Annotated in this window: 19 protein-coding genes; 9 read left to right on the top strand and 10 right to left on the bottom strand. The window is 72.1% G+C overall.

The window, feature by feature from the left end; translation table 11 throughout:
• A partial coding sequence (locus tag C1J01_RS30630; RefSeq protein WP_146615779.1) for an AAA family ATPase occupies positions 1 to 985 on the bottom strand: 985 nt, incomplete at its 3' end.
• Positions 986 to 1,138: 153 nt separating this feature from the next.
• Between C1J01_RS30630 and C1J01_RS30625 the strand changes: the two genes are divergently transcribed.
• Entirely contained in the window at positions 1,139 to 1,525 is a 387-nt protein-coding gene (locus C1J01_RS30625) for an Imm7 family immunity protein (RefSeq protein ID WP_111182449.1), read from the top strand.
• 10 nt (positions 1,526 to 1,535) lie between these two features.
• On the opposite strand, the gene C1J01_RS30620 is transcribed toward C1J01_RS30625, so the two are convergent.
• The 5 genes from C1J01_RS30620 to C1J01_RS30600 are packed head-to-tail and all read right to left on the bottom strand — an operon-like array spanning position 1,536 to position 5,972.
• Positions 1,536 to 2,498 carry a branched-chain amino acid ABC transporter permease gene (locus C1J01_RS30620; RefSeq protein WP_220040178.1) on the bottom strand — a complete coding sequence of 321 codons (963 nt, stop codon included), beginning with the start codon at positions 2,496 to 2,498 and terminating at the stop codon, positions 1,536 to 1,538.
• Complete coding sequence (locus C1J01_RS30615) at positions 2,495 to 3,355, bottom strand: branched-chain amino acid ABC transporter permease (RefSeq protein WP_111182448.1); 861 nt, start codon at positions 3,353 to 3,355, stop codon at positions 2,495 to 2,497. The genes C1J01_RS30620 and C1J01_RS30615 overlap by 4 nt, the downstream gene beginning before the upstream one ends.
• Positions 3,352 to 4,011: an ABC transporter ATP-binding protein gene (locus tag C1J01_RS30610; protein ID WP_111182447.1), complete on the bottom strand. Its 660-nt coding sequence runs from the start codon at positions 4,009 to 4,011 to the stop codon at positions 3,352 to 3,354. Before C1J01_RS30610 ends, C1J01_RS30615 begins: the two co-directional genes overlap by 4 nt.
• Complete coding sequence (locus C1J01_RS30605) at positions 4,008 to 4,763, bottom strand: ABC transporter ATP-binding protein (protein WP_111182446.1); 756 nt, start codon at positions 4,761 to 4,763, stop codon at positions 4,008 to 4,010. The genes C1J01_RS30610 and C1J01_RS30605 overlap by 4 nt, the downstream gene beginning before the upstream one ends.
• Before the next feature lie 3 nt (positions 4,764 to 4,766).
• Entirely contained in the window at positions 4,767 to 5,972 is a 1,206-nt protein-coding gene (locus C1J01_RS30600) for an ABC transporter substrate-binding protein (RefSeq protein ID WP_111182445.1), read from the bottom strand.
• A gap of 181 nt (positions 5,973 to 6,153) precedes the next feature.
• Between C1J01_RS30600 and C1J01_RS30595 the strand changes: the two genes are divergently transcribed.
• The 3 genes from C1J01_RS30595 (at position 6,154) to C1J01_RS30585 (ending at position 9,613) form a co-directional block, all read left to right on the top strand.
• The gene (locus C1J01_RS30595; RefSeq protein ID WP_111182451.1) at positions 6,154 to 6,960 is read left to right on the top strand and encodes a PaaX family transcriptional regulator; all 807 of its coding nucleotides are present in this window, start codon (positions 6,154 to 6,156) and stop codon (positions 6,958 to 6,960) included.
• An 85-nt stretch (positions 6,961 to 7,045) separates the two neighbouring features.
• Complete coding sequence (locus C1J01_RS30590) at positions 7,046 to 8,506, top strand: acyl-CoA synthetase (protein WP_235854769.1); 1,461 nt, start codon at positions 7,046 to 7,048, stop codon at positions 8,504 to 8,506.
• Between the two features lie 6 nt (positions 8,507 to 8,512).
• Positions 8,513 to 9,613 (top strand): 5-methyltetrahydropteroyltriglutamate--homocysteine S-methyltransferase, encoded by a 1,101-nt coding sequence (locus C1J01_RS30585; RefSeq protein ID WP_111182443.1) that lies wholly within the window; start codon positions 8,513 to 8,515, stop codon positions 9,611 to 9,613.
• A 41-nt stretch (positions 9,614 to 9,654) separates the two neighbouring features.
• Here C1J01_RS30585 and C1J01_RS30580 read toward each other — a convergent pair whose 3' ends face one another.
• The 4 genes from C1J01_RS30580 to C1J01_RS30565 form a co-directional block, all read right to left on the bottom strand.
• Positions 9,655 to 10,992 carry a glycoside hydrolase family 30 protein gene (locus C1J01_RS30580; protein ID WP_111182442.1) on the bottom strand — a complete coding sequence of 446 codons (1,338 nt, stop codon included), beginning with the start codon at positions 10,990 to 10,992 and terminating at the stop codon, positions 9,655 to 9,657.
• Positions 10,993 to 11,088: 96 nt separating this feature from the next.
• Positions 11,089 to 12,627, bottom strand: a complete 1,539-nt coding sequence (locus C1J01_RS30575) for a multicopper oxidase family protein (protein WP_220040177.1) — start codon at positions 12,625 to 12,627, stop codon at positions 11,089 to 11,091.
• Positions 12,628 to 12,707: 80 nt separating this feature from the next.
• A complete protein-coding gene (locus C1J01_RS30570) occupies positions 12,708 to 14,744 on the bottom strand; it encodes a xanthine dehydrogenase family protein molybdopterin-binding subunit (RefSeq protein WP_111182440.1) in 2,037 nt (678 codons plus the stop codon).
• Positions 14,741 to 15,202 (bottom strand): (2Fe-2S)-binding protein, encoded by a 462-nt coding sequence (locus tag C1J01_RS30565; RefSeq protein ID WP_111182439.1) that lies wholly within the window; start codon positions 15,200 to 15,202, stop codon positions 14,741 to 14,743. The genes C1J01_RS30570 and C1J01_RS30565 overlap by 4 nt, the downstream gene beginning before the upstream one ends.
• A gap of 404 nt (positions 15,203 to 15,606) precedes the next feature.
• Here C1J01_RS30565 and C1J01_RS30560 point away from each other — a divergent pair, with 404 nt between their 5' ends.
• The 5 genes from C1J01_RS30560 to C1J01_RS30540 all read left to right on the top strand — a co-directional run.
• A complete protein-coding gene (locus C1J01_RS30560; protein ID WP_111182438.1) occupies positions 15,607 to 16,608 on the top strand; it encodes a LacI family DNA-binding transcriptional regulator in 1,002 nt (333 codons plus the stop codon).
• 13 nt (positions 16,609 to 16,621) lie between these two features.
• Positions 16,622 to 17,908 carry an ABC transporter substrate-binding protein gene (locus tag C1J01_RS30555; protein WP_220040176.1) on the top strand — a complete coding sequence of 429 codons (1,287 nt, stop codon included), beginning with the start codon at positions 16,622 to 16,624 and terminating at the stop codon, positions 17,906 to 17,908.
• On the top strand, positions 17,905 to 18,792 hold the full coding sequence (locus C1J01_RS30550) for a carbohydrate ABC transporter permease (RefSeq protein ID WP_111182436.1): 888 nt from the start codon (positions 17,905 to 17,907) through the stop codon (positions 18,790 to 18,792). Before C1J01_RS30555 ends, C1J01_RS30550 begins: the two co-directional genes overlap by 4 nt.
• Positions 18,792 to 19,601 carry a carbohydrate ABC transporter permease gene (locus C1J01_RS30545; protein ID WP_111182435.1) on the top strand — a complete coding sequence of 270 codons (810 nt, stop codon included), beginning with the start codon at positions 18,792 to 18,794 and terminating at the stop codon, positions 19,599 to 19,601. Before C1J01_RS30550 ends, C1J01_RS30545 begins: the two co-directional genes overlap by 1 nt.
• An 8-nt stretch (positions 19,602 to 19,609) precedes the next feature.
• A partial coding sequence (locus tag C1J01_RS30540) for a sulfatase family protein (protein WP_111182450.1) occupies positions 19,610 to 20,964 on the top strand: 1,355 nt, incomplete at its 3' end.

The raw sequence follows: 20,964 nt of genomic DNA, 5'->3' as shown, positions 1-20,964 counted from the left end.
GGAGGAGGGAGGCGCCGTGGTAGGCGACGGCGCGCACGGCGGGGTCGGGGAAGTCGTAGCGGTCGCCGGCGCAGCGCAGCAGGCCGGCGTGTTCGGCCGGTTCGAGGGCGGTGAGGGCGCAGGCCGGGTGGGCGGCGCGGATCAGGGCCTCGGCCTCCACGCCGGGGTCGGCGGCGACGAGCAGCAGGAGCCGGCGGGTCCGCGCGGGCAACGCGGCCAGGCGGTCGGCGTGCGCCCGCCACAGCCGCCCGTCCCGGGGCGGCGCGACAGGCGGGGCGGCCAGGCCGGCCAGCTGATCCGGGGTGAGCGCGCCGATCAGCTCGGCCAGCGCGAGAGGGTTGCCGCGGGCGATCTGGTCGACCGCCGCCAGCAGGTCCTCGGCGACCTTGCCCGGCGCGAGGTCGCCGGCCAGCTCGCGGACGGCGGCCGCGTCCAGCCCCTCCAGCACGCGGACGGGCAGACCCGCCAGGTCGCGGCCCGGCGAACGGGCCGCGAACACCAGCGCCACCGGCTTGCCCGACAGCCGCCGGGCCGCGAACGACAGCACCTCGCGGCTGCCCGGATCCAGCAGGTCGGCGTCGTCGACGCAGGCCAGCACCGGCCGGTCGGCGGCCACCGCCGCCAGCAGGCCGAGCACGGCGGCGGGCAGCGCCAGCCCACCGGTGGCGGCACCGGACTCCAGCGCCGCGGCCAGAGCGCCGGCCTGGGCATCGGGCAGCCGTACGGACGCCGCGATCGGGTGCAGGAGGGCGTGCAGGCCGGAGTACGGCAGGCACGACTCCGGCTCCACGCCCGACACGCGCAGCACGCGGAAACCGGGGGAGGCGGCGGCCAGGTCGAGCAGCGCCGTCTTTCCCATGCCGGGCGGACCCGCCAGCACCAGAGCCCCGCCGGAGCCGGCCGACGCGCCGTCGAGCAGGCGCCGCAGGGCGCGCTCCTCCTCGCCGCGGCCGCGCAGCACGGGTACGCGATCGACAGGGGACACGCCGTCCAGTGTTACCCGCGGATGTCATGACTGAAAGGGCCCCTTGTGAAGCCGGTGATTTCACCGATTCCGGAGCAGCACCGATCGAAAATGATCGGAACTGAATCACAAGGGCCTCAAGGGAACAATCGGATCAGCGTTAGCCTGAGGCGCGTGTTCGAGTACCACGGGTGGGTGACCATCCGCGACACGGCCGGCCCCGAGGAGGACCCGGCCCGGCTGACGCGCCAGATCGAGGAGATCCAGGAGCGGCTCGCGCGGCTGGGCGACTACGGCCTGCTCGACCTGCGCTGGATGAACGGCACCCCGTTCCTGCACCTGGCGGGCAACCCCAACCGCCGCGGCGCCTGGGGCCAGGAGATCATCGGCCTCTTCGCCCGGGTGGGCGAGATCGCCCCCGGCTCCTTCGGGCTGCTCTACGTCCTGGACGACGAGAGCGACGAGGAGGTCCGCGTCTTCCGCATGGCACGGGGCGAGGTGACCGAGCACGCTGACCCGTTCCTGTCCCCGGTGGTCCCGACGCTGGAGGACCCAGGGTGACGACCGGTGTTCACGCGCGGGTGTTCAGGCGCCTCCGTCTGCGGGTGAGGGCGGGCACCAGGCCCTGGGGCATGAAGAGCACCATGCCGATCAGCACGAGCGCGTACACCGCGTACGACAGCACGGTCGGCGCGTACGACGGCATGCCCGGCAGCGTGGCCAGGCCGTCCAGCCCCTGCACCAGCAGCGTGATGGCGGCGGCCCCCACGACGGCGCCCCAGATCGTGCCGAGCCCGCCCACCACGGCCATGACGATGTACTGGATCGAGATGAGCACCGGGAAGGAGCCGGGCGCGACGTAACCGGTGTAGAAGCAGTAGATGCCGCCGGCCAGCCCGGCGAAGGCCGCCGACAGGGCGAAGACCACGAGCTTGTACCGCCCGACGGGGATGCCGGAGGAGGCGGCGGCGGTCTCGCTGGTGGCCAGCGCGCGCAGGGCCCGGCCGGGCCGGGAGGTGATGACGTTCCGCGTCACCAGCATCACCAGCGCGAGCCCGCCCCACGTCAGGTACGCGTACGCCGCCGCGCCGCCCGCCTCCCACGAGCCGACGCCGAACTGCGGGATGCCCTGCAGCCCGATGTCGCCGCCGGTGAACTCCAGCTGCCCCGCCACCGACAGCAGGATGAGCTGCACGGCCAGGGTCGCGAACGCCAGGTGGTGACCGCGCAGCCGCAGCAGCGGCGTGCCGATGACCAGCGCCGACACGGCGGCGACCACGGGCGCGGCGACCAGCCCGGCCAGCGGCGGCACCCCGCCGAGCGCGAGCAGCGCGGCCGTGTACGCCCCGATGCCGTAGAAGGCGCCCTGCCCCAGGGAGACCTGCCCGGCGTACCCCATGAGCAGCGACACCCCGACGGTGACCATCGCGGCCAGGCCCAGCAGGATGTAGACGGCCAGCGCGCTGTCGTCCAGCAGCGCGGGCAGCGCGAGCGTCACGACGGCCACGACCGCCACCGCGATCCGCCCGATCACGTGACCTCCTGGGAGAGCGTCGAGCGGCGGCTCGCCTGGACGATCATGACGACGATCATGAGGCCCAGTGCCACCTCCAGCTGATGGGAGCCGTAGCCGTAGCCCGCGGCCATGGTCTCGGCGACGCCCAGCAGCAGCGCGCCGGCGAGCGTGACCACGGGCCGGGTGAGCGCCCCGAAGACCGCCGCGGCGAAGCCGTTGACGATGAGCGTGACGTCGGTGTCGAACGAGATCGGCCGCAGCGGCGTCACCAGCACCCCGGCCAGCCCGCCGAGCAGCCCGCCGAGCGCGAACGCCAGCAGCCCCATCCGCCGCACGTCGATGCCGACGACGCGGGCGGCGTACGGGTTGGAGGCGCACGCCGTCAGCGCCTTGCCCAGGTAGGTGCGCCCGAAGAAGAGCGCGAGCAGCACGAACGTGGCCGCCGTCACCCCGATCACCAGCAGGTGCTGGGTCTGGACGCGCGCCCCCGCCAGCGTCACCGAGCCCGCGAGCCCGGGCGCCGACCGCGGCTGGTCGCCCCACAACACGATCTCGACGGCGTACGCGAGCACGCCCACGCCCAGCGTCACGATGAGCGACGACAGCGGCGTGGTGCCGCGTCTGCCGATCGCCGCCACCCCGGCCAGCAGCCCCGCGAACGCCGCCACCGTGACCGCGGCCAGTTCGCTCACGCCGTGCGGAATCCCGAGCCCGAGCAGCGACGACACGCAGAGCCCGGCGACCACGGCGAACGTGCCCTGCGCGAAGTTGACCACGCCGGTGACCCGGTGGATGACGACCAGGCCGCTGGCGATCAGCGCGATCGCGCACCCCACCGCCAGCCCGTTGAGCAGATACGTCAGGAACGCGCTCATGAGATCGCGCCTCCCAGGTACGCGCTGGCCACCCGCGGGTCGCCGGCCAGCTCCGCGCACGGCCCCTCGGTCACCAGCCGCCCGGACTCCAGCACGTAAGCCCGGTCGCACAGGTCGAACGCCAGGCGCGCGTTCTGCTCGATGAGCAGCACGGTCAGGCCGCGTGAGCGGTTCAGCTCCGCCAGGTGGGCGGCCAGGTCGGCGGTCACGTTGGGGGCCAGGCCCAGTGAGAGCTCGTCGACCACGAGCGCGTCGGGCTCCGACATCATCGCCCGGCCGAAGGCCACCATCTGCTGCTCGCCGCCCGACAACACGCCCGCCTTGCGCCCGGCCAGCTCGGCGAGGCGGGGCAGCAGGTCGTAGACGAGAGCGGGGTCGCGGCGGCCGGAGCGCCAGCCGCCGAGCGCCAGGTTGTCGGCCACCGACAGGTCGGGGAAGAGCTGGCGTCCTTCAGGGATCAGCGCCAGCCGCCCGCGGACACGGACGGTGCCCGACGCGGGTTCGAGCAGCCCGGCCAGGGCGCCCGCGAGCGTGGACTTGCCGGCGCCGTTCGGGCCGAGCAGGGCGACCATCTCGCCCTCGGCGACGGTGAGCGTGACGTGCTCCAGCGCGGTCGCGGTGCCGTACGAGACCACCAGGTCCTGGACGTCGATCATGACGCCTGCCCGAGGTAGGCGGCGAGCACCAGCGGGTCGGCGCGCACCTCGGCGGGCGGGCCGTCGGCGATGACCTGACCGAGGTCGAGCACCACGACGCGGTCGGCCAGGCGGGTCACGAAGGCCACGTCGTGCTCGATGAGCAGGATCGTCAGCCCGTCGGCGCGCAACTCCTCGACCAGTGCCGCGAGCCGCTCGCGTTCCTCGCCGCGCAGCCCCGAGGCCGGCTCGTCGAGCAGCAGCAGCCGGGGCCGCGCGCACAGGGCGCGGGCCAGCTGCAGCGCCCGCTGCTGGCCGATCGGCAGCCGGTCGGCGGGCCGGTCGGCCCACTCGGCCAGGCCCACGCGGCCGAGGGCGCGCTCGGCCTCGGCGGCGATCTCGCGCTCGTCGCGCCGGTGCCGCGGCAGCCGCAGCGCCGCCGAGACGAACCCGGCGCTCGTACGGCCGTGCATGCCGACCATGACGTTCTCGCGGACGGTCATGCCGCGGAACACCCGGGCCGCCTGGAAGACGATCGACATGCCGAGCCTGGCCCGCCGGTGCGGGGCGAGCCGGTCGACCCGCCGGCCGAGGAAGGAGATCTGGCCGCGGTCGGCCGCCAGGTGACCGGTGATGAGGTTGAACAGGGTGGACTTGCCGGCGCCGTTCGGGCCGATGACGCCGCAGACCTCGCCGTCCGCGACCGACAGCGACACGTCGCGGACGGCGTAGACGCCGCCGAAGGAACGGGAGACCCCGGTGACCGTCAGCACGCCTCACCCTGCCTCGGCGACGGTCTTCGCCAGCTGCTCCTTGGCCCACTCGGTGGGCACGAACGTGCCGTTCTCGACGGTGTTGATCGAGATGTACTCGGGGGACAGGCCGGAGTGGTCGGTGGGGGAGTAGCGGAAGCGGCCGTTCGGCGTGATCAGGTCCATGGTCTCCAACGCCTGCTGGATCTTCGTCTTGTCGGTGCTGCCGGCCTTCCTGATGGCCTCGAACAGCAGCAGGCTCGCGCTGTAGCCGTCCTGGGCGAACTGCGGCGGCGGGTAGCCGTGCTTCTGCTCGAACGGCCCGGCCATCTGCTCGATGACCTCCTTCTGCCGGCCGTCCGGCAGGTGCTCGCCGACCACGCCGATGGCGCTCTGCACGATCATGCCCTCGGCGTCCGCGCCCATCGGCTCCAGCCACAACGTGCTGGCCTGCGAGCCGGTCAGGAAGAGCGGCGTCTCCAGCCCGGAGGCCACGTACTGCTTGGCCGCAGTCACGCCCGGCGCGCCCGAGCCCCAGAACACCAGCGCCTCGGCCCGGGAGTCGCGCACGTGCTGGAACAGGGCGCTGAAGTCGGAGGTGGTCGTCTCGTACGGCTCGTCCACGGCGATCGTCACGCCGTACTTCGGGGCGAGCTCGACCATCGACTCGTGCCCGGAGACCGAGTAGGCGCTCTTGGAGTCCCACGCCACCGCGACGGTCTTGATGCCCTCGGCCTGGATGTACTGCAGGTAGCGCTCGGCGTACATGCTGGACAGGGCGGGCGTGACGAAGATGTACGACTTGATCGGCTCGACTTGCTCCTGCGCCGGAGCCAGCGACAGGTACGGCATCCGGTCGCGCTGCGCCAGCGGCTCGACCGCCAGCGCCGCGTTGGAGAAGACCGGCCCGATCAGCGCGTCGATCTCGCCCTTGATCTGGTTGTAGGCCACGATGCCCTGGTCGGGGGCCGTCTTGTCGTCGCGCGTGATCAGCTCCACCTGGCGGCCGAGCAGCCCGCCCTGCGCGTTGACCTGCTCTACGGCGAGCTCCACGGCCTTCTTGTCCTCGCTGCCGAGCGGCGTGTAGTTGCCGGTCAGCGAGACGATGAGGCCCACCCTGATCGGGTCCTGCGCGCCGGATCCGCCACCACCACCACCGCCACCGCCGTCACCGGCGCACGCGGTCAGCGCCAGCAGGAGAGCGGCGAGGGACGGAAGAAGCCTGCGCATCAGGACCTCCTGGAGTCACTGCGTGATGCGGCGCGGTCGCTTGAGGACCCGCCGCTTTGTCCAGGTCACTCCGGTCGCTCGCTCCTCGCAGACGGCGGCGGCTCCCTCGCGTGGCCCCCCGAATGTAGGCAGGTACATTACGGCTGTCAATACTGTGCCCAACTTCGGGGAGGAGGGCCGCGTGCGGCCCCAATCGGTGATTCTGACCTTCCTCGGCGACCACGTGTACGGCCGCGGCATCTGCGTCGCGTCGCGGACGTTCATCGACGCGTTCGCCCGGGTGGGGATCTCGGAGGAGGCCACCCGCTCGACGCTGACCCGCATGGTCCGGCGCGGGCTGCTGCGCCGCACCCGCGCGGGCCGCCGGATGTACTTCGGCCTCACCCCGGCCAGCACCGACGTGCTCAGGGACGGCGAGCGCCGCATCTGGCGCAGCGGCGTGGTCAACGACACCGACGAGGACCGCTGGACGCTCATCGGCTTCTCGCTGCCCGAGTCCTGGCAGCGCGAGCGGCACGAGCTGCGCTCCCGGCTGGTCTGGGCCGGGTTCGCGCCGCTGCGCAACGGCCTGTGGATCGCTCCCGGCGAGGTCGACGCCACGGGCCTGACCGCCGGTCTCGGCGACGGCGTGAAGGTCTTCGCCGCCGAGCCGCGCCCGCCGACCGACATGCACGCCGTGGTCGCCGACGCCTACGACCTGGCCGGCCTCGGCGCCCGCTACCGCGACTTCCTGCGCACGTGGGACCGCGCCGACCCGGCGCCGGAAGCGCCCGACGACCTGGCCCGATCGTTGCTGCTGCTCACCGGCTGGCTGCAGATCATCAGGGCCGACCCGCGGCTGCCGCTGCGCTACCTGCCGGACGACTGGCCCGCCGAGAAGGCCCAGCGGGTCTGCCACACGCTGCACGAGCGGTTCCGTCCGGAGGCCGTCGAGGTGGTGGCCCGGCTCCTCGACGCCGTACCCGATGAAACCTGGACGAACGGATGAACGCGATCTAGCTTGAGGGCCTGACCGTCAAGGAGTGCCGATGCGGAATCAGGGGATTGGCTCGTGGCCGGCACGCAGGGCGCGCATGACTCCGGACCGGGTCGCGATCACGTACGCCGGGCGGCACCACACCTACCGTGAGCTGCGCGACCGGGTCTACCGGCTGGCCTCCCGGCTCGGCGTCGGGCACGGTGTCGGGCACGGTGTCGGGCACGGTGTCGGGCGCGGCGACCGGGTCGCGTTCCTGGGCGCGAACCAGCCCGCGCTGGTCGAGACGTTCTTCGCGGCGGGGCTGCTGGGAGCGGTGTTCGTGCCGCTCAACACCCGGCTGGCCGTGCCCGAGCTGCGCTTCATCCTCGAGGACGCCGAGGCGGCGGTGCTCGTGCTGGGCGAGGAGCGCGACGGCGACGGCCTGCCCGGCCGGCACCTGACGGCCGGCGGCTACGAGGAGCTGATCGCCGCGGGCTCGCCCGAGCCGATCGACGAGCCCGTGGGCCACGACGACGTCTGCCTGATCATGTACACCTCCGGCACGACCGGCCGCCCCAAGGGCGCCATGCTCACCCACGGCAACCTGACCTGGAACACCGTCAACCTGCTGGTGGACGTGCCGCTCGCGCACGACGAGGTGACGCTGATCAGCGCGCCCATGTTCCACATCGCGGCGCTGGCCCAGACGCTGATCCCGACCGTGCTCAAGGGCGGGCGGGCGATCCTCGAGCCGTCGTTCGACGTGGCGCGCACCTTCGACCTCATCGAGGCCGAGCGCGTGACGGTGATGTTCGGGGTGCCGTCGATGTTCGCGTTCCTCGCGCAGTCGCCGCGCTGGGCGCGGGCCGATCTGTCGAGTCTGCGGCACCTGCTGTGCGGGGGCGCGCCGGTGCCCGAGCCGCTGATCCGCGCGTACCAGGAGCGCGGGCTGACGTTCCTGCAGGGGTACGGCATGACCGAGACGTCCCCCGGCGCGCTGTTCCTGGCCGCCGAGCACTCGGTCGCCAAGGCGGGGTCGGCCGGGGTGCCGTGCTTCTTCTCCGACGTCCGGCTGGTCGCCCCCGACGGCTCTCCCGCCGCCCCCGGCGAGCCTGGAGAGGTGTACGTCCAGGGCCCCAACGTCATGCCCGGCTACTGGCGGCGCCCCGAGGAGACCGCGAAGGTGCTGTCGCCGGACGGCTGGTTCCGCTCCGGCGACGTCGGCGTCGCCGACGAGGACGGCTACGTGCGCATCTCCGACCGGATCACCGATGTGATCATCTCCGGCGGCGAGAACGTCTATCCCGCCGAGGTCGAGAGCGCGCTCTACGAGCACCCCGCGGTGGCCGAGTGCGCGGTGATCGGCGTGCCCGACGGCCGGTGGGGCGAGGTCGGCAAGGCCCTGGTGGTGCTCAGACCGGGGGCCACGGCCGGCGCGGACGAGGTGCTCAAGCACCTGGACGGCCGCCTGGCCCGCTACAAGATCCCGAAATATCTTGAATTCGTGGCTGAACTGCCCAAGAACGCGGCCGGCAAATTGCTCAAGGCCCCGCTCAGGAAGCTCTACGGAGGATGATCGTCCATGCGTACGTCACCGCCCTTCCGCGCCGATCACGTCGGCAGCCTCCTCCGCCCGTCCGCGCTGCTGCGCGCCCGCGAGACCCTCACCGGCGACGCCCTGCGCGAGGCCGAGGACGCGGCGATCAGACAGGTGGTGCGCCGGCAGGAGGAGGTCGGCCTGCAGAGCGCGACCGACGGTGAGTTCCGCCGGGCGTCCTGGCACATGGACTTCATCTACCGGCTCGGCGGCATCGGCCAGGCCGACGACGAGCGCATCACCGTGCGCTTCCACAACGAGCAGGGCGACATCGAGTTCACCCCGGCCGCGCTGCGGGTGCACGACCGGATCAGGCTGACCGAGCCGATCTTCGCCGACGACTTCGCGTTCCTGCGGGACACGGTCACCACGGCCGTGCCGAAGCTGACCATCCCGTCCCCGAGCATGGTCCACTACCGGGGCGGCCCGGCCTCCATCGACCCGGGCGTCTACCCCGACGTCGAGGAGTTCTGGCACGACCTGAGCGCCGCCTACGCCGAGCAGGTGCGCAGGATCGGCGCGCTGGGCTGCACGTACCTGCAGTTCGACGACACCAGCCTGGCCTACCTCAACGACCCGGCGCAGCGGGCGGAGCTCGCCGGGCGCGGCGACGACGCCGAGCACATGCACCTGCGCTACATCAAGCAGATCAACGCCGCGCTCGCCGCCAAGCCGGCCGGCATGACGATCACCACGCACATGTGCCGCGGCAACTTCCGCTCCTCCTGGGCCGCCTCCGGCGGCTACGACTTCGTCGCCGAGGCGCTGTTCAACGAGCTTAAGGTGGACGGCTTCTTCCTGGAGTACGACGACGAGCGCTCGGGTGGCTTCGAGCCGCTGCGGTTCGTGCCGAAGGGCAAGATGGTCGTGCTCGGCCTGGTCACGACCAAGCGCGGCGAGCTGGAGTCGAAGGACACGCTCAAGCGGCGCATCGACGAGGCGGCCAAGTACGTCGACCTCGACCAGCTCTGCCTGTCGCCGCAGTGCGGCTTCTCCTCCACGGTCGAGGGCAACCAGTTGACCGAGGACCAGCAGTTCGCCAAGCTCGCGCTGATCGCCGAGACCGCCCGCGAGGTGTGGGGCTGACGACCCCGGGCCGGGCCCGTCCTGGGCCCGGCCCGGTGCCGTCATCCGACGACGATCGTGGTGAGCGCGCGCGGCGGCAGCGTCACCGTGCGCCCCTTGACCGGCGACGGGGTCATGGAGTCGTCCTCGTCGGTGACGTACGCGGTGGCCCGGCCGTGCACGCCCTGCCACGTGATCGGCGCGGTGCCGGTGTTGAGCGCCACGACCACGCGGGAGCCGTCCGGGTTGCGGAACGCCGAGACCTTCAGCGCCGGGTCGGCCGCCCGCGCCTCCAGCCGCACCGCGCCGGGCCGGACGAACCGGCTGTAGCCGGCCAGCGCCCACAGCCGCTTCGAGACGCGGTAGGTCCGCGCCTGGTCGTCGAGCTGCAGCAGCGCCCGCGTCGCGCCGGCCGAACCGCCCAGCCAGTAGACGTAGGCGCTGACGTCGCCCAGCGTGAGCGCGTCGTGCACGGCCTGCGCGATCGTGAAGCCGTCGTAGCCGCTGCCGTCGTCCCAGGCCTCGTTCCAGGTGGTGCCGTTGGGGTTCCACTCCGACATCCAGGTCTTCCTGTCCGTCGGCAGCGGGCCGTCCACCGGGCTCGCGTACGTGTGGCCGGTGTGCACCTTGACCCAGCGGCGCGCCTCGGGGTCGGCCTCGATCGCCGCCGTGTACGCCTTGGCCTCGTTCCAGCCGAAGGAGTCGCAGCAGGTCACCTTCATGCCCTTGGCGACCGGCCCGAGCACCTTGACGAACTCGGCGGCCTGCTCCGGGGTGAACCGCATCGAGGCGTACGAGGCCGTGTAGTCGGGCTCGTTCGTGAAGCCCAGGTCCGTGATCTTGATGCCTTCCCTGGCGTAGAACCTCGTGTAGGCGACCAGGTAGTTCGCGTACGCCTGCCGCCACTCGGGCTTGAGCGTGCCGCCGTTCTTGTCGTCGCCGTTGTCCTTCATGTAGCCGGGGGCGCTCCAGGCGTCGGCGAAGAACCGCTTCACGCCGTACCGCTGGGCCTCCTTGGCGACCCAGACCTGGCTGTTGTCGTCGCCGTCCCAGACGTACCTCGGCGGCGCGTCCGGGCCGCCCGGGTCCTCGGGCTGGATCGAGACCATGTGGTCGTACGGGCTGCCGGCGGGTGAGGAGCCGATGCCGAGGCGCAGGATGCTGAGCCCCGCCCCCTTGTCGCGGTCGAACCACAGGTCGAGGACCTCGCGCTGCCGCTCCCGCGGCAGCGCTTCGAGCAGCTCGTTGCGGCGGAAGGCCTGGGAGATGCCGAAACCGTCGATCTCCTGGTGCCTGACGCGCTCGTTCACGGTGACGGCGGGCACTATGGCGGGCGGGCCGGCGGCCGGGTTCACCGCCGGCAGGCCGAGGAGGGTGAGGGCGAGAACTCCACGTAACACAGGGCGCCTCCGAAAATTTCGGCAGTGTGACGATAAGTTTCGTCGATCGCCGGAAACGTAAGCGACACGCCCGCCCCCGTCAACCCACCCCGAGAGTCAGTGACCGCCATGGCGGCGCCGGCGCCCCTTCTCCTGCCCGCGCCCGTCGGTCCGGTCGCCGCGTTTGTGCCGGTCGACGTGACCGTGCGCGTCGCTCGAGTTGTGGGTCATGCGCAGATCGCGGCGCTGCGGGCCGTAGCCGAGGACGCCCATCATGCCCTGCTCCTGGTGGTACAGGTTGTGGCAGTGGAACATCCACTCGCCGGGGTTGTCGGCGTGCACGTCGATGCGCAGCCGTTCGCGCGGCAGGATGTTCACGGTGTCCTTGCGCGGCCCCCGCCGGCCCGTCCGCCCGCGCACCTGGAAGGTGTGGCCGTGCAGGTGCATCGGGTGCCACATGGGCGACTCGTTCTCCATGATGATCCGCAGCGTCTCGCCCTCGTCCACGCGCAGCCGCAGCGGGTCGTTCGCGAGGCGGCCGTTGAGCGTCCACTCGTTCCCGGACGGCCGCATGCCGAGCCTCACCCGGACGCTCTTCGTCGCGGTGGGCAGCTGGTCCTCGCGGCGGGCGTTCAGATCGCCGTAGGTCAGCATCCGCCCGCTGAGCTGCGGCACCCGGGCGCCCGGCGTCGGCGCGGCGGCCCGCGGCGACGTGCGCACCACGGCGAACGCCCGCGCGCGCTTGCCCTCCGCCACCGCCACCAGCGGGAACGCGCCGTCCTCCAGCGTGACGAGGACGTCGTAGCGCTCGCCCATGCCGATCATGACGGTGTCCACGGTGACGGGCGCGCACGGGAACCCGTCGGTGTGGGTGACCGTCAGCCGGTGGCCGCCGATCGCGAAGCGGAACGCGGTGTCGGCGGCCGCGTTGATCACCCTGAACCTGGCCCGCGCGCCCGGCCGGGCCGAGAACGTCACCGGCGCGCTCGGCCTGCGCCCGTTGACCAGGTAGTACGGATAGAGCGTCTCGCCCGCCACGCCGCCCAGCGCGGCGCTGCGGATGTTGTCGTCGTGCTCGGAGGAGGCGTTCAGCCGGCGCAGCTCGTCGTCGGGGGTGCCGTTGACGCCGTCGAGCCAGTCGTCGAGCACGACGGTGTACTCCTCGTCGTAGCGGAGCGGCTCGTGCGGGTCCTCCACGATCAGCGCGCCGTACAGGCCGCGGTCGTTCTGCATGCCGACGTGCGAGTGGTAGAAGTACGTCCCCGCGTCCGGCACGGTGAACGCGTAGTCGAACGTCTCCCCGGGCCGGGTGGCCTCCTGGCTGAAGCCCGGAGCCCCGTCCATCGGGAACGCGATCCTGATGCCGTGCCAGTGCACGGTCGTCGGCGCGGGCAGGTCGTTGACCAGCCGCGCGCGCACGGCGCCGCCCGCCGTGGCCCGGATGAGGCGACCGGGCACGACGTCGTCGTAGGCCCAGGTGGCCACGGTGCGCCGGCCCAGGTCGACGCGCGCGGGCCGCGCCCGCAACACCGTCCAGGACGGCCGCGCCGCGGCGCTCGCCCGGGCGCCGCCCAGCACCGGGGCGGCCCCCAGCGCGGCGAACATCCCGATGACCGACCGGCGGGGAAGACGCCCGCCCCATGCCGAACCATTCACAACAGATCCCCCCATCTCCCTCGCAAGGTAACGGAGAGTGATCGAAGGATCAGGACGCCACGCTGACGCCCCGGAGGCGGTCAGCCGATGGCGCGGATGATGGCGTCCCGGGTGATGGGCAGGTCGCGGACGCGGACCTCGATCGAGGCGGCGACGGCGTTGGCGATCGCGGCCGCCACCGGGCCCTGGGCCGCCTCGCCCGAGCCCACCGGCGGCGTGTCCGGGTGCTCGACCAACTCCACCGCGACCTCCGGCGTCTCGCTGAAGCGCAGGATCGGGTAGCTCTCCCAGTCGCGGCTGGTGATCGCGCGCCGGTCGAAGCGCACGCGTTCCTTCAGCGTCCAGCTCGTCGCCTGCACGGCGCCGCCCTCGATCTGGTTGCGCACGCCGTCGGGGTTGATGACCTGGCCGACGTCCACCGCGAGGGTCAGCCGGCGCACGCGCACGTCCTGCTCGGCCTCGATCTCCGCGACGGCGGCGCAGTAGGCGCCGAACCCCTTGTAGCGGGCGAACCCGATGCCGAGCCCCGGCCGCCCCCAGCCGGCCGCGTCGGCGGCCCGCCGCAGCACCTCACGGGCGCGCGGGTCGCTCAGGTGGTCAAGCCGGTACTCCAGCGGGTCGCGCCCGGCGGCCAGGGCCAGCTCGTCCATGAACGACTCGATGGCGAAGACGTTCATGAACGCCCCGAGCGAGCGCAGCGCCGACGAGCGGATCGGCGTCTCCGTCAGGCGATGGCCGGTGACCTGGGCGCGCGGGAAGTCGTAGATCGGATCGGCGTTGCGCGCCGACCCCCATCCGGCCTGCGGCGGCGGGTCGGTGGGCGCCCCGTACGTCCATGGCCGCTCCAGGTGGGCGCCGGCGAGCAGGCCCGGCCGGCCGCCGTAGGTGGGGCGGCTGATGTGGCCCTGGCTCCACACGTCGTACTGCCACGAACGCACCGACCCGGCCTCGTCCACCACGGCCGACACGTCCGCCGACATGGCTGAGCCGAACGGCGCCCACGTCAGCTCGTCGGCCCGGCTCCACCGCACGTGCACCGGCCTACCGCCGGACGCGCGGGCCAGCAGGGCGGCGTCGAGCGCCACGTCGTCGGCGCCGTTGTGGCCGTAGCAGCCGGCGCCCTCGACGTGGCGCACCGCGACGCGGTCGTGGTCCAGGCCGAGCACCTCGGCAAGCGCGCGGCGCAGCAGGTAGACGCCCTGGGAGTGGGTCCAGACCTCCAGCGTGCCGTCGGCGTTCCAGCGGGCGGCGGCGCAGCTCGGCGCGATCGAGGCGTGGGCCAGGAACGGCCTGCTGTAGGTCGCCTCGATCACCTGCCCCTCCGGCGGCTCGCCGTCCGCGACGCGCACCGGGATCGTCTCGTGCGGCCCCGCCCGCAGGAACGTGTCGAGGTCGTTCTCGTCGGGCAGCGTGTCACGCTCGTCCCACTCGGCCAGCCGGCGCAGCCGGCCGAGCGCCCGGTCGGCCTCGGCCTCCGACTCGCCCAGCACGCCCAGGAAGGAGCCGTCGCGGACGACGCGCAGGTCCTGCGGCGGCGGCGACAGCCGTGCCAGCCGCGCGCCGGGGGAGGGCGGGCGCAGGACGCGGCCGTGGAGCTGGCCGGGCAGGCGCAGGTCGTGGATGAAGCGGGGCCGCCCGGCCACCTTGTCGGGCAGGTCCAGCCGGGGCACGCTGGTGCCGACGTACACGTTCTGCTCGGTCCCGGCATCGGCGGGCGCCTCCTCGGCGGGGAGGTCGACGGCCTTGGCGAGGTCGGCGTACGTCGCGGTCAGGTCGCCCGCGCGGAACTCGCCCCGCCGTACCGTCACCTCGCCGGGGGAGACGCCCCAGCGGCGGGCGGCCTCGGCGGCGCAGGCGGCGCGGACGCGCGCGCACGCCTCGCGCAGCGGCGGGCCCGCGCGCTGGATCGACAGGCTGCCCGCCGTGAGCCCCTCGTCGGGCCCTCCGTCGGTACGGGCGGCGACCATCCGCACCTGTGCCAGGTCCGCGCCGAGCGCGTCGGCGGCGATCTGGGCCAGCGCCGTGAGCACTCCCTGGCCGAGCTCCACCTTGCCGGCGATCACGCAGATCACGCCGTCGGGGCCGATCGAGACGCGTTCCGCCAGTCGCTCGCTCATCGGGTCACCTCCCCGGCCGCCTTGAGCACCGCGCGGACCACGCGGCGGTGGACGCCGCACCGGCACAGGTTGCGGTCGAGCGCGGCCACCACGGCCTCCTCGTCGGGGTGCGGATCGCGGGCCAGCAGGGCGGCGGCGCTGACCATGATCCCCGACAGGCAGAAGCCGCACTGCCCGGCCTGCTCGTCCAGGATCGCCCGCTGCACCGGATGGAGCTCGTCCCCCGGAGCGAGCCCCTCGATCGTCACCACGTCACGCCCTTCGGCGACCGACAGCGGGGTGGTGCAGGAGGCCACCGGCCGCCCGTCGAGCAGCACGAAACACGCCCCGCACGCCTCCAGCCCGCACCCGAAGCGGGTGCCGGTCAGGCCCATCTCGCCGCGCAACACGTCGAGCAGCGGCGTGCCGGGGTCGGAGACGGCCTCCATGGGTGTGCCGTTGACAGTCAACCGCGTCATCGCGGTCCCCCTTCCGCGAACATCCCGGGGTGGTGCGCGCCGCGTCCGTCGTGCCCGTGCGGGCGCCGTCGCGCGGCAACGGGGCCGGGCCGCCGGCAGCCGGAGCAGGTCGGGGGGTGGAGGCGCAGCAACCAGCCGCCGATGGCCTCCCGCTGACTCCCCGTGAAAGCCATTGGATCACAACAGCCTACGCCCGGCGTTCGGTACAAGCCCTGCCGGAGGGGCGAAAACGGGGACGGCTCACCTATTGCTCCGCCCTGGAGTGAGATCTATGGTGTGTTAATCGATTAACACCCATCCAGGGTGACGACGTGAAGATCCTTCATGCTCCTGTTCGCCGGCCGAGATCAACGCCGGGAATTTTCCCCATATCCCAGTAGGGAATGCTAGGTTATTCGACTAACATGAGACCAACAGCGCGACAAGTGGCCGAACTGGCGAACGTGTCGGTGGCGACCGTCTCCTACGTGCTCAGCGGCCGGGACCGTCCCGTGGCCGCCGAGACCAGGAAGCGGGTGCTCGACGCCGCCAGGCAGCTCGGCTACACCCCCAACCAGGCGGCCAGGAGCCTGCGCAAGCGCCGCACCCAGCGGATCGGCCTGGTGCTCAGCACGCTCGGCGGCGTCCCCACCGACCAGCGGCTGGCCACCGACCTGCACGAGATGGCCGACGCGCGGGGCTACTCCGTGGTCACGCTCGCCGTCTACAACGAGGCCCGCGCCAAGGCCGCCATCGACGTGCTGCGCGGCGGCATCGCCGACGGCGCGCTGATCAACGTGGTCGGCGACCACCTCGCCCACGACCTGCTCGCCGGGCTGGCCGCCACGGGACTGCCGATGGTGGTGCTGAGCAACGACAGCGGGGTCGAAGGCTGCGACGTCGTCCGCACCCCGGAGGTGGCGGCGTCCGCCGAGGCGGTCGAGCACCTGCTGGCCGGGGGACGGCGGCGCATCGCGTTCATGGGACACCGGCACGAGGTCTACCGCGACAGGCCCACCGGCCGCCTGCTCGGCTACACCACCGCCCTGGAGCGGCACGGCGTGGCCCAGCGGATCGTCACCGCGGGAGCCGACGACCGCGTGACGGCGTACCAGACCGCGACCGACCTGCTCAGCTCACCCGAACGCCCTGAGGCGATCTTCGCCGCCTCCGACCGGGCCGCGATCAGCGCGATCTGGGCGGCCAGGGACCTCGGGCTGAGCGTGCCCGGCGACGTCGCGATCGTCGGCGTCGGCAACATCGACGAAGGTCTCATCACCCAGCCCCAGCTCAGCACCGTCGGCCCGCTCCGGCACGACTACACCGACGTCGTCAGCCTGCTCTTCGACCGCCTCCAGGCCGAGGAGCCGCTTCCCGCCCGCGAGATCGTCCGCTCCTGGACCCTCATCCGGCGAGGCTCGTCCTAGAAGGGAAATCGAGATGTCTCCCCACCCCTCACGCCCTGCCCGGCTCTCCCGCCGTGACATGTTCCGCCTGGCCGGAGCGGCCGCCGCCGTGCCGGTCCTGTCCGCCTGCGCGGGTGCGCCGACCACGCAGAGCAGCGCCGCGCCGGGGACGTTCACCGTCTACTGGAACGCCGGCCACGACTACCAGGCCTACCGCAAGGTGATCGCCGAGTTCGAGCAGGCCAACAAGGTCAAGGTCAACCTGCAGAAGTACCAGTGGCCCGACCTGCGCACCCGGCTGCTGGCCGACTTCGCCTCCGGCACCGTGCCGGACCTGGTGGAGGAGCCCGGCGGGTGGGTGCAGGAGTTCGCCATCTCCGGCAACGCCCGTTCGCTGCAGGACTTCGTCGACCGCGACGGCGAGGCGATGGGCTTCCCGTCCGACTGGCAGCCGATCACCGTCGAGCGCAACTCCTACCAGGGCAAGGTGTACGGCGTGCAGCTCCACCTGACCTGCAACACCCTGCTCTACAACAAGGCCATGCTCAGGGACGCGGGGCTGGAGGTGCCCACCACCTGGGAGGAGTTCCTCGACGCGGCCCGCGCGCTCACCAAGGACGGCGTGTACGGCGCCGCGCTCAACCAGGACTACACCTACGTCCACCCCTGGCTGGCGCAGGCCGGCGTCACCCCGTACAACCGCGAGACCGGCGCGATCATGGAGCCGAGGGCGGACGCGATCGCCGCCATGCAGTTCCAGGCCGACCTGATCCACAAGCACAAGGCGGCGCCCGTGCCGGTGTCGAGCACGGTCTACTCGGGCCCGCAGAAGCTCTTCTCCGCCAAGCGCGCCGCGATGATCTTCACCGGCCCCTGGGACCTCGACCCGATCACGAAGACCGCCCCCGACCTCGAGCTCGGCATCGCCGCCCCGCTGAAGAACAAGGTGCACGCCACGCAGGCCGCCGGCGTCAGCATGTTCGTGCCCGCCACGGCGAGCAGACCCGAGCTGTCGTGGGACTTCATCAAACGCATCACCGCCCTGGAGGTGGAGCAGGCCGCCACCAAGGAGACCGGCATGCTCATGCCCCGCGTCTCCTGGACGCGACTGCCCGAGGTGCAGCAGCACGAGCAGATCAAGGCCTTCGCCGACGCGCTGCCCATCGCCGAGGACTCCACCCAGGAAGTGCGCCTGACCGGCCAGCTCGGCAGGTGGGAGGAGCAGCTCAAGCTGATGTACCAGCAGGTGATCATCCAGAACGAGCCCGCCGCCGAGGCGCTCGAGGCGTTCGCCAAGGCGGCGGAGGGCTTCCTCAAATGAGGATGCCTCGCCTGAGGCCGTCCACGCTCTCCGGACGGTACGCGAGGACCGCCTACCTCTTCCTGCTGCCGGCGATCCTCTTCTTCGCTTTCATGTTCTACCTGCCGATCGGCAACGTGGTGGCGACCAGCCTGCGCACCGGCCCGCAGGCCGACCAGTGGGCCGGGTTCGGCAACTACGCCCAGGCGCTGGCCGACCCGGCCGTGGCGCACTCGTTCCTGGTCACCCTGACGTTCGCCGTGGCCGAGGTGATCGGGTCGATCGTGCTCGGGCTGGCCCTGGCGCTGGCGCTCGACCAGCCGCTCAGGGGCCGGGTGGTGTTCCGGGTGCTGCTGCTGGTGCCGTACCTGACGTCCGTGGCGATCGTGGGGCTGCTCTGGCGCAACATCCTCGACCCGGAGCTCGGCATCCTCAACCGGGTGCTGATGGCGGCCGGGCTGCCCGGGCAGCAGTGGCTCAACACCGCGCCGCTGCTCACGATCGCCGCCGTCACGCTGTGGCAGAGCGTGGGTTACACGATGGTGCTCTTCCTGGCCGGGCTGCAGGGCATCCCCGAGACGTACTACGAGGCGGCCAAGATCGACGGGGCGGACGCCTGGCGGCGGTTCTGGCGGATCACGCTGCCGCTGCTGGCGCCGACCACGCTGTTCGTGTCGGTGATGGCGGTCATCTCGGGGCTGCAGGCGTTCGGGCAGGCGTACATCATCACCAACGGCGGGCCGGGTGACGCCACCGACCTGCTGGTCTTCCACATCTTCAACGTCGCCTTCCGCACCAGGGACTTCGGCTACTCCTCGGCTCAGTCGGTGCTGCTGCTGATCGTGATCGTCGCGTTCACGGTGATCCAGCTGCGGGCCGGGCGGCGCGGGGAGGTCACGTACTGATGGTGCGCAAATCGCTGCTCTACGGGCTGCTGGCGCTGGCGTCGCTGGTGACCGTGCTGCCGCTGCTGTACATGGTCTCGCTGTCGTTGCAGACCGAGGCCGAGACGTTGTCGCCCGACGCCGTGATCTGGCCCGAGTCGCCGCAGTGGGGCAACTACGCTGAGTTGTTCACCCGCGCGCCGTTCGGCAACTTCATCGTCAACAGCCTGGTCGTGGCCGGGGCCATCACGCTGGCGCACCTGATCTTCGACCCGCTCGTCGGGTACGTCTTCGCGAAGTTCCGGTTCCCGCTGCGCAACACCCTCTTCGTGGCGCTGCTGGCCACACTGATGGTGCCGTTCTTCGTGCGGATGATCCCGTTGTACGTGCTGATGGCCAACATGGGGTGGCTGGACACGTACCAGGGGCTCATCACGCCGTTCCTCATGGACGCGTTCGGGATCTTCCTGATGCGGCAGTTCATCCAGCCGATCCCCGACGACCTGATCAGCGCCGCCCGCATCGACGGGGCCTCCGAGCTGGCCATCTACCGGCGGGTGATCCTGCCGCAGACCCGCCCGGCGCTGGCGGTGCTGGCGCTGTTCACGTTCGTCTTCCAGTGGAACGAGTTCCTGTGGCCGCTGGTCGCCACGAGCACGCCCGAGATGCGGACCATCCCGGTCGGGCTCACGCTGTTCAACCAGGAGTACTTCACGCTGTGGCACCTCACGGCCGCCGGGTCGGTGATCCTCTTCGTGCCCACCGCCGTGCTGTTCGTCCTGACCCAGAGATACTTCGTCCGCGGGATCGCACTGACCGGTCTCAAATAGTCAGCTCGATGGGAGATTTTCTGTTGCGCCCGAACGTGATCGTCGTCTTCACCGACCAGCAGCGGTGGGACACCGTCGGCCCCTTCACTCCGAACCTCGACAGAATGGCCAGAAACGGCACGCAGGCCACGGTAGCGATCACCCCGCAGCCGGTGTGCGCGCCCGCCCGCGCGGCCCTGCAGACGGGCCGCTACGCGACCACGGCGGGCGTGCACCGCAACGGCCGCGTCCTGCCCCGCGAGGAGCGCACGCTGGCGCACCACTTCGGCGCGGCCGGCTACGCCACCGGTTACATCGGCAAGTGGCACCTGGGCAGTGGCGATCCCGTCCCCGAGGACGAGCGCGGCGGCTACCGGTCGTGGCTGGCCGCCAACACGCTGGAGCACACCTCGGACGCGTACCGCACGATCGTCTTCGACGAGGCGAACGACCCCGTGCTGCTGCCCGGTTACCGGTCGGACGCGCTCTTCGACGCGGCCGTGCGGTTCGTCGCCGACCACGCGGACGAGCCGTTCTACCTGTTCCTGTCGCTGCTGGAGCCGCACCACCAGAACGAGGTGGACGACTACCCGGCGCCCGACGGCTACGAGGAGCGCTATCGGGGGCGGTGGATGCCGCCGGACCTGGCCGCCCTCGGCGGTACGGCGCACCAGCACATGGCGGGCTATCTCGGCCAGATCGCGCGCCTGGACGAGGGGCTAGGCCGGCTGCTCGACGCGCTGCGCAGCATGGACCTGCTGGACGACACGATCGTCGCGTACACCTCCGACCACGGCAACCACTTCAAGACCCGCAACGGCGAGTACAAGCGCTCGTGCCACGACGCTTCGCTGCGGGTGCCGCTGGCGCTGCGCGGGCCCGGGTTCGACGGAGGCGGGGCGATCTCGCGGCCGGTCAGCACGCTCGACCTGCCGCCGACCCTGCTGGCGGCGGCCGGGCTGCCCGTCCCGGACTCGATGCAGGGGCGCTCGTTCCTGCCGCTGGTGCGCGACTCCCGCGCCGACTGGCCGGAGGAGGTGTTCTTCCAGGTGAGCGAGTCGGAGGTGGGGCGCGGCATCCGTACGGCGCGGTGGAAGTACTACGCCGTGGCCGAGGACGCCGACCCCTGGGACCAGCCGACCGCCCTGCGCTACCGCGAGCAGGCCCTCTACGACCTGGACCACGACCCGTACGAACTGGTCAACCTCGCGGGCCACCCGTCGCACACGGAGCTCGCGGCGGAGCTGCGCGAGCGGCTGGCACGGCGGATCGTGGCGGCGGGGGAGCCCGAGCCGGTCATCGACCCGGCGCTGCCCCAGCCGGGCCGCACCCAGGCCATGATCGACCCGAAGGTCCGCCTCCACGGCCCCAAACCCCTCCGCTA

The sequence above is a fragment of the Nonomuraea aridisoli genome, assembly GCF_003236395.1.
GTDB lineage: Bacteria > Actinomycetota > Actinomycetes > Streptosporangiales > Streptosporangiaceae > Nonomuraea > Nonomuraea aridisoli.
The sequence above is the reverse complement of the archived record's forward strand: the minus strand, read 5'-3'. Positions and strand labels throughout refer to the sequence as shown.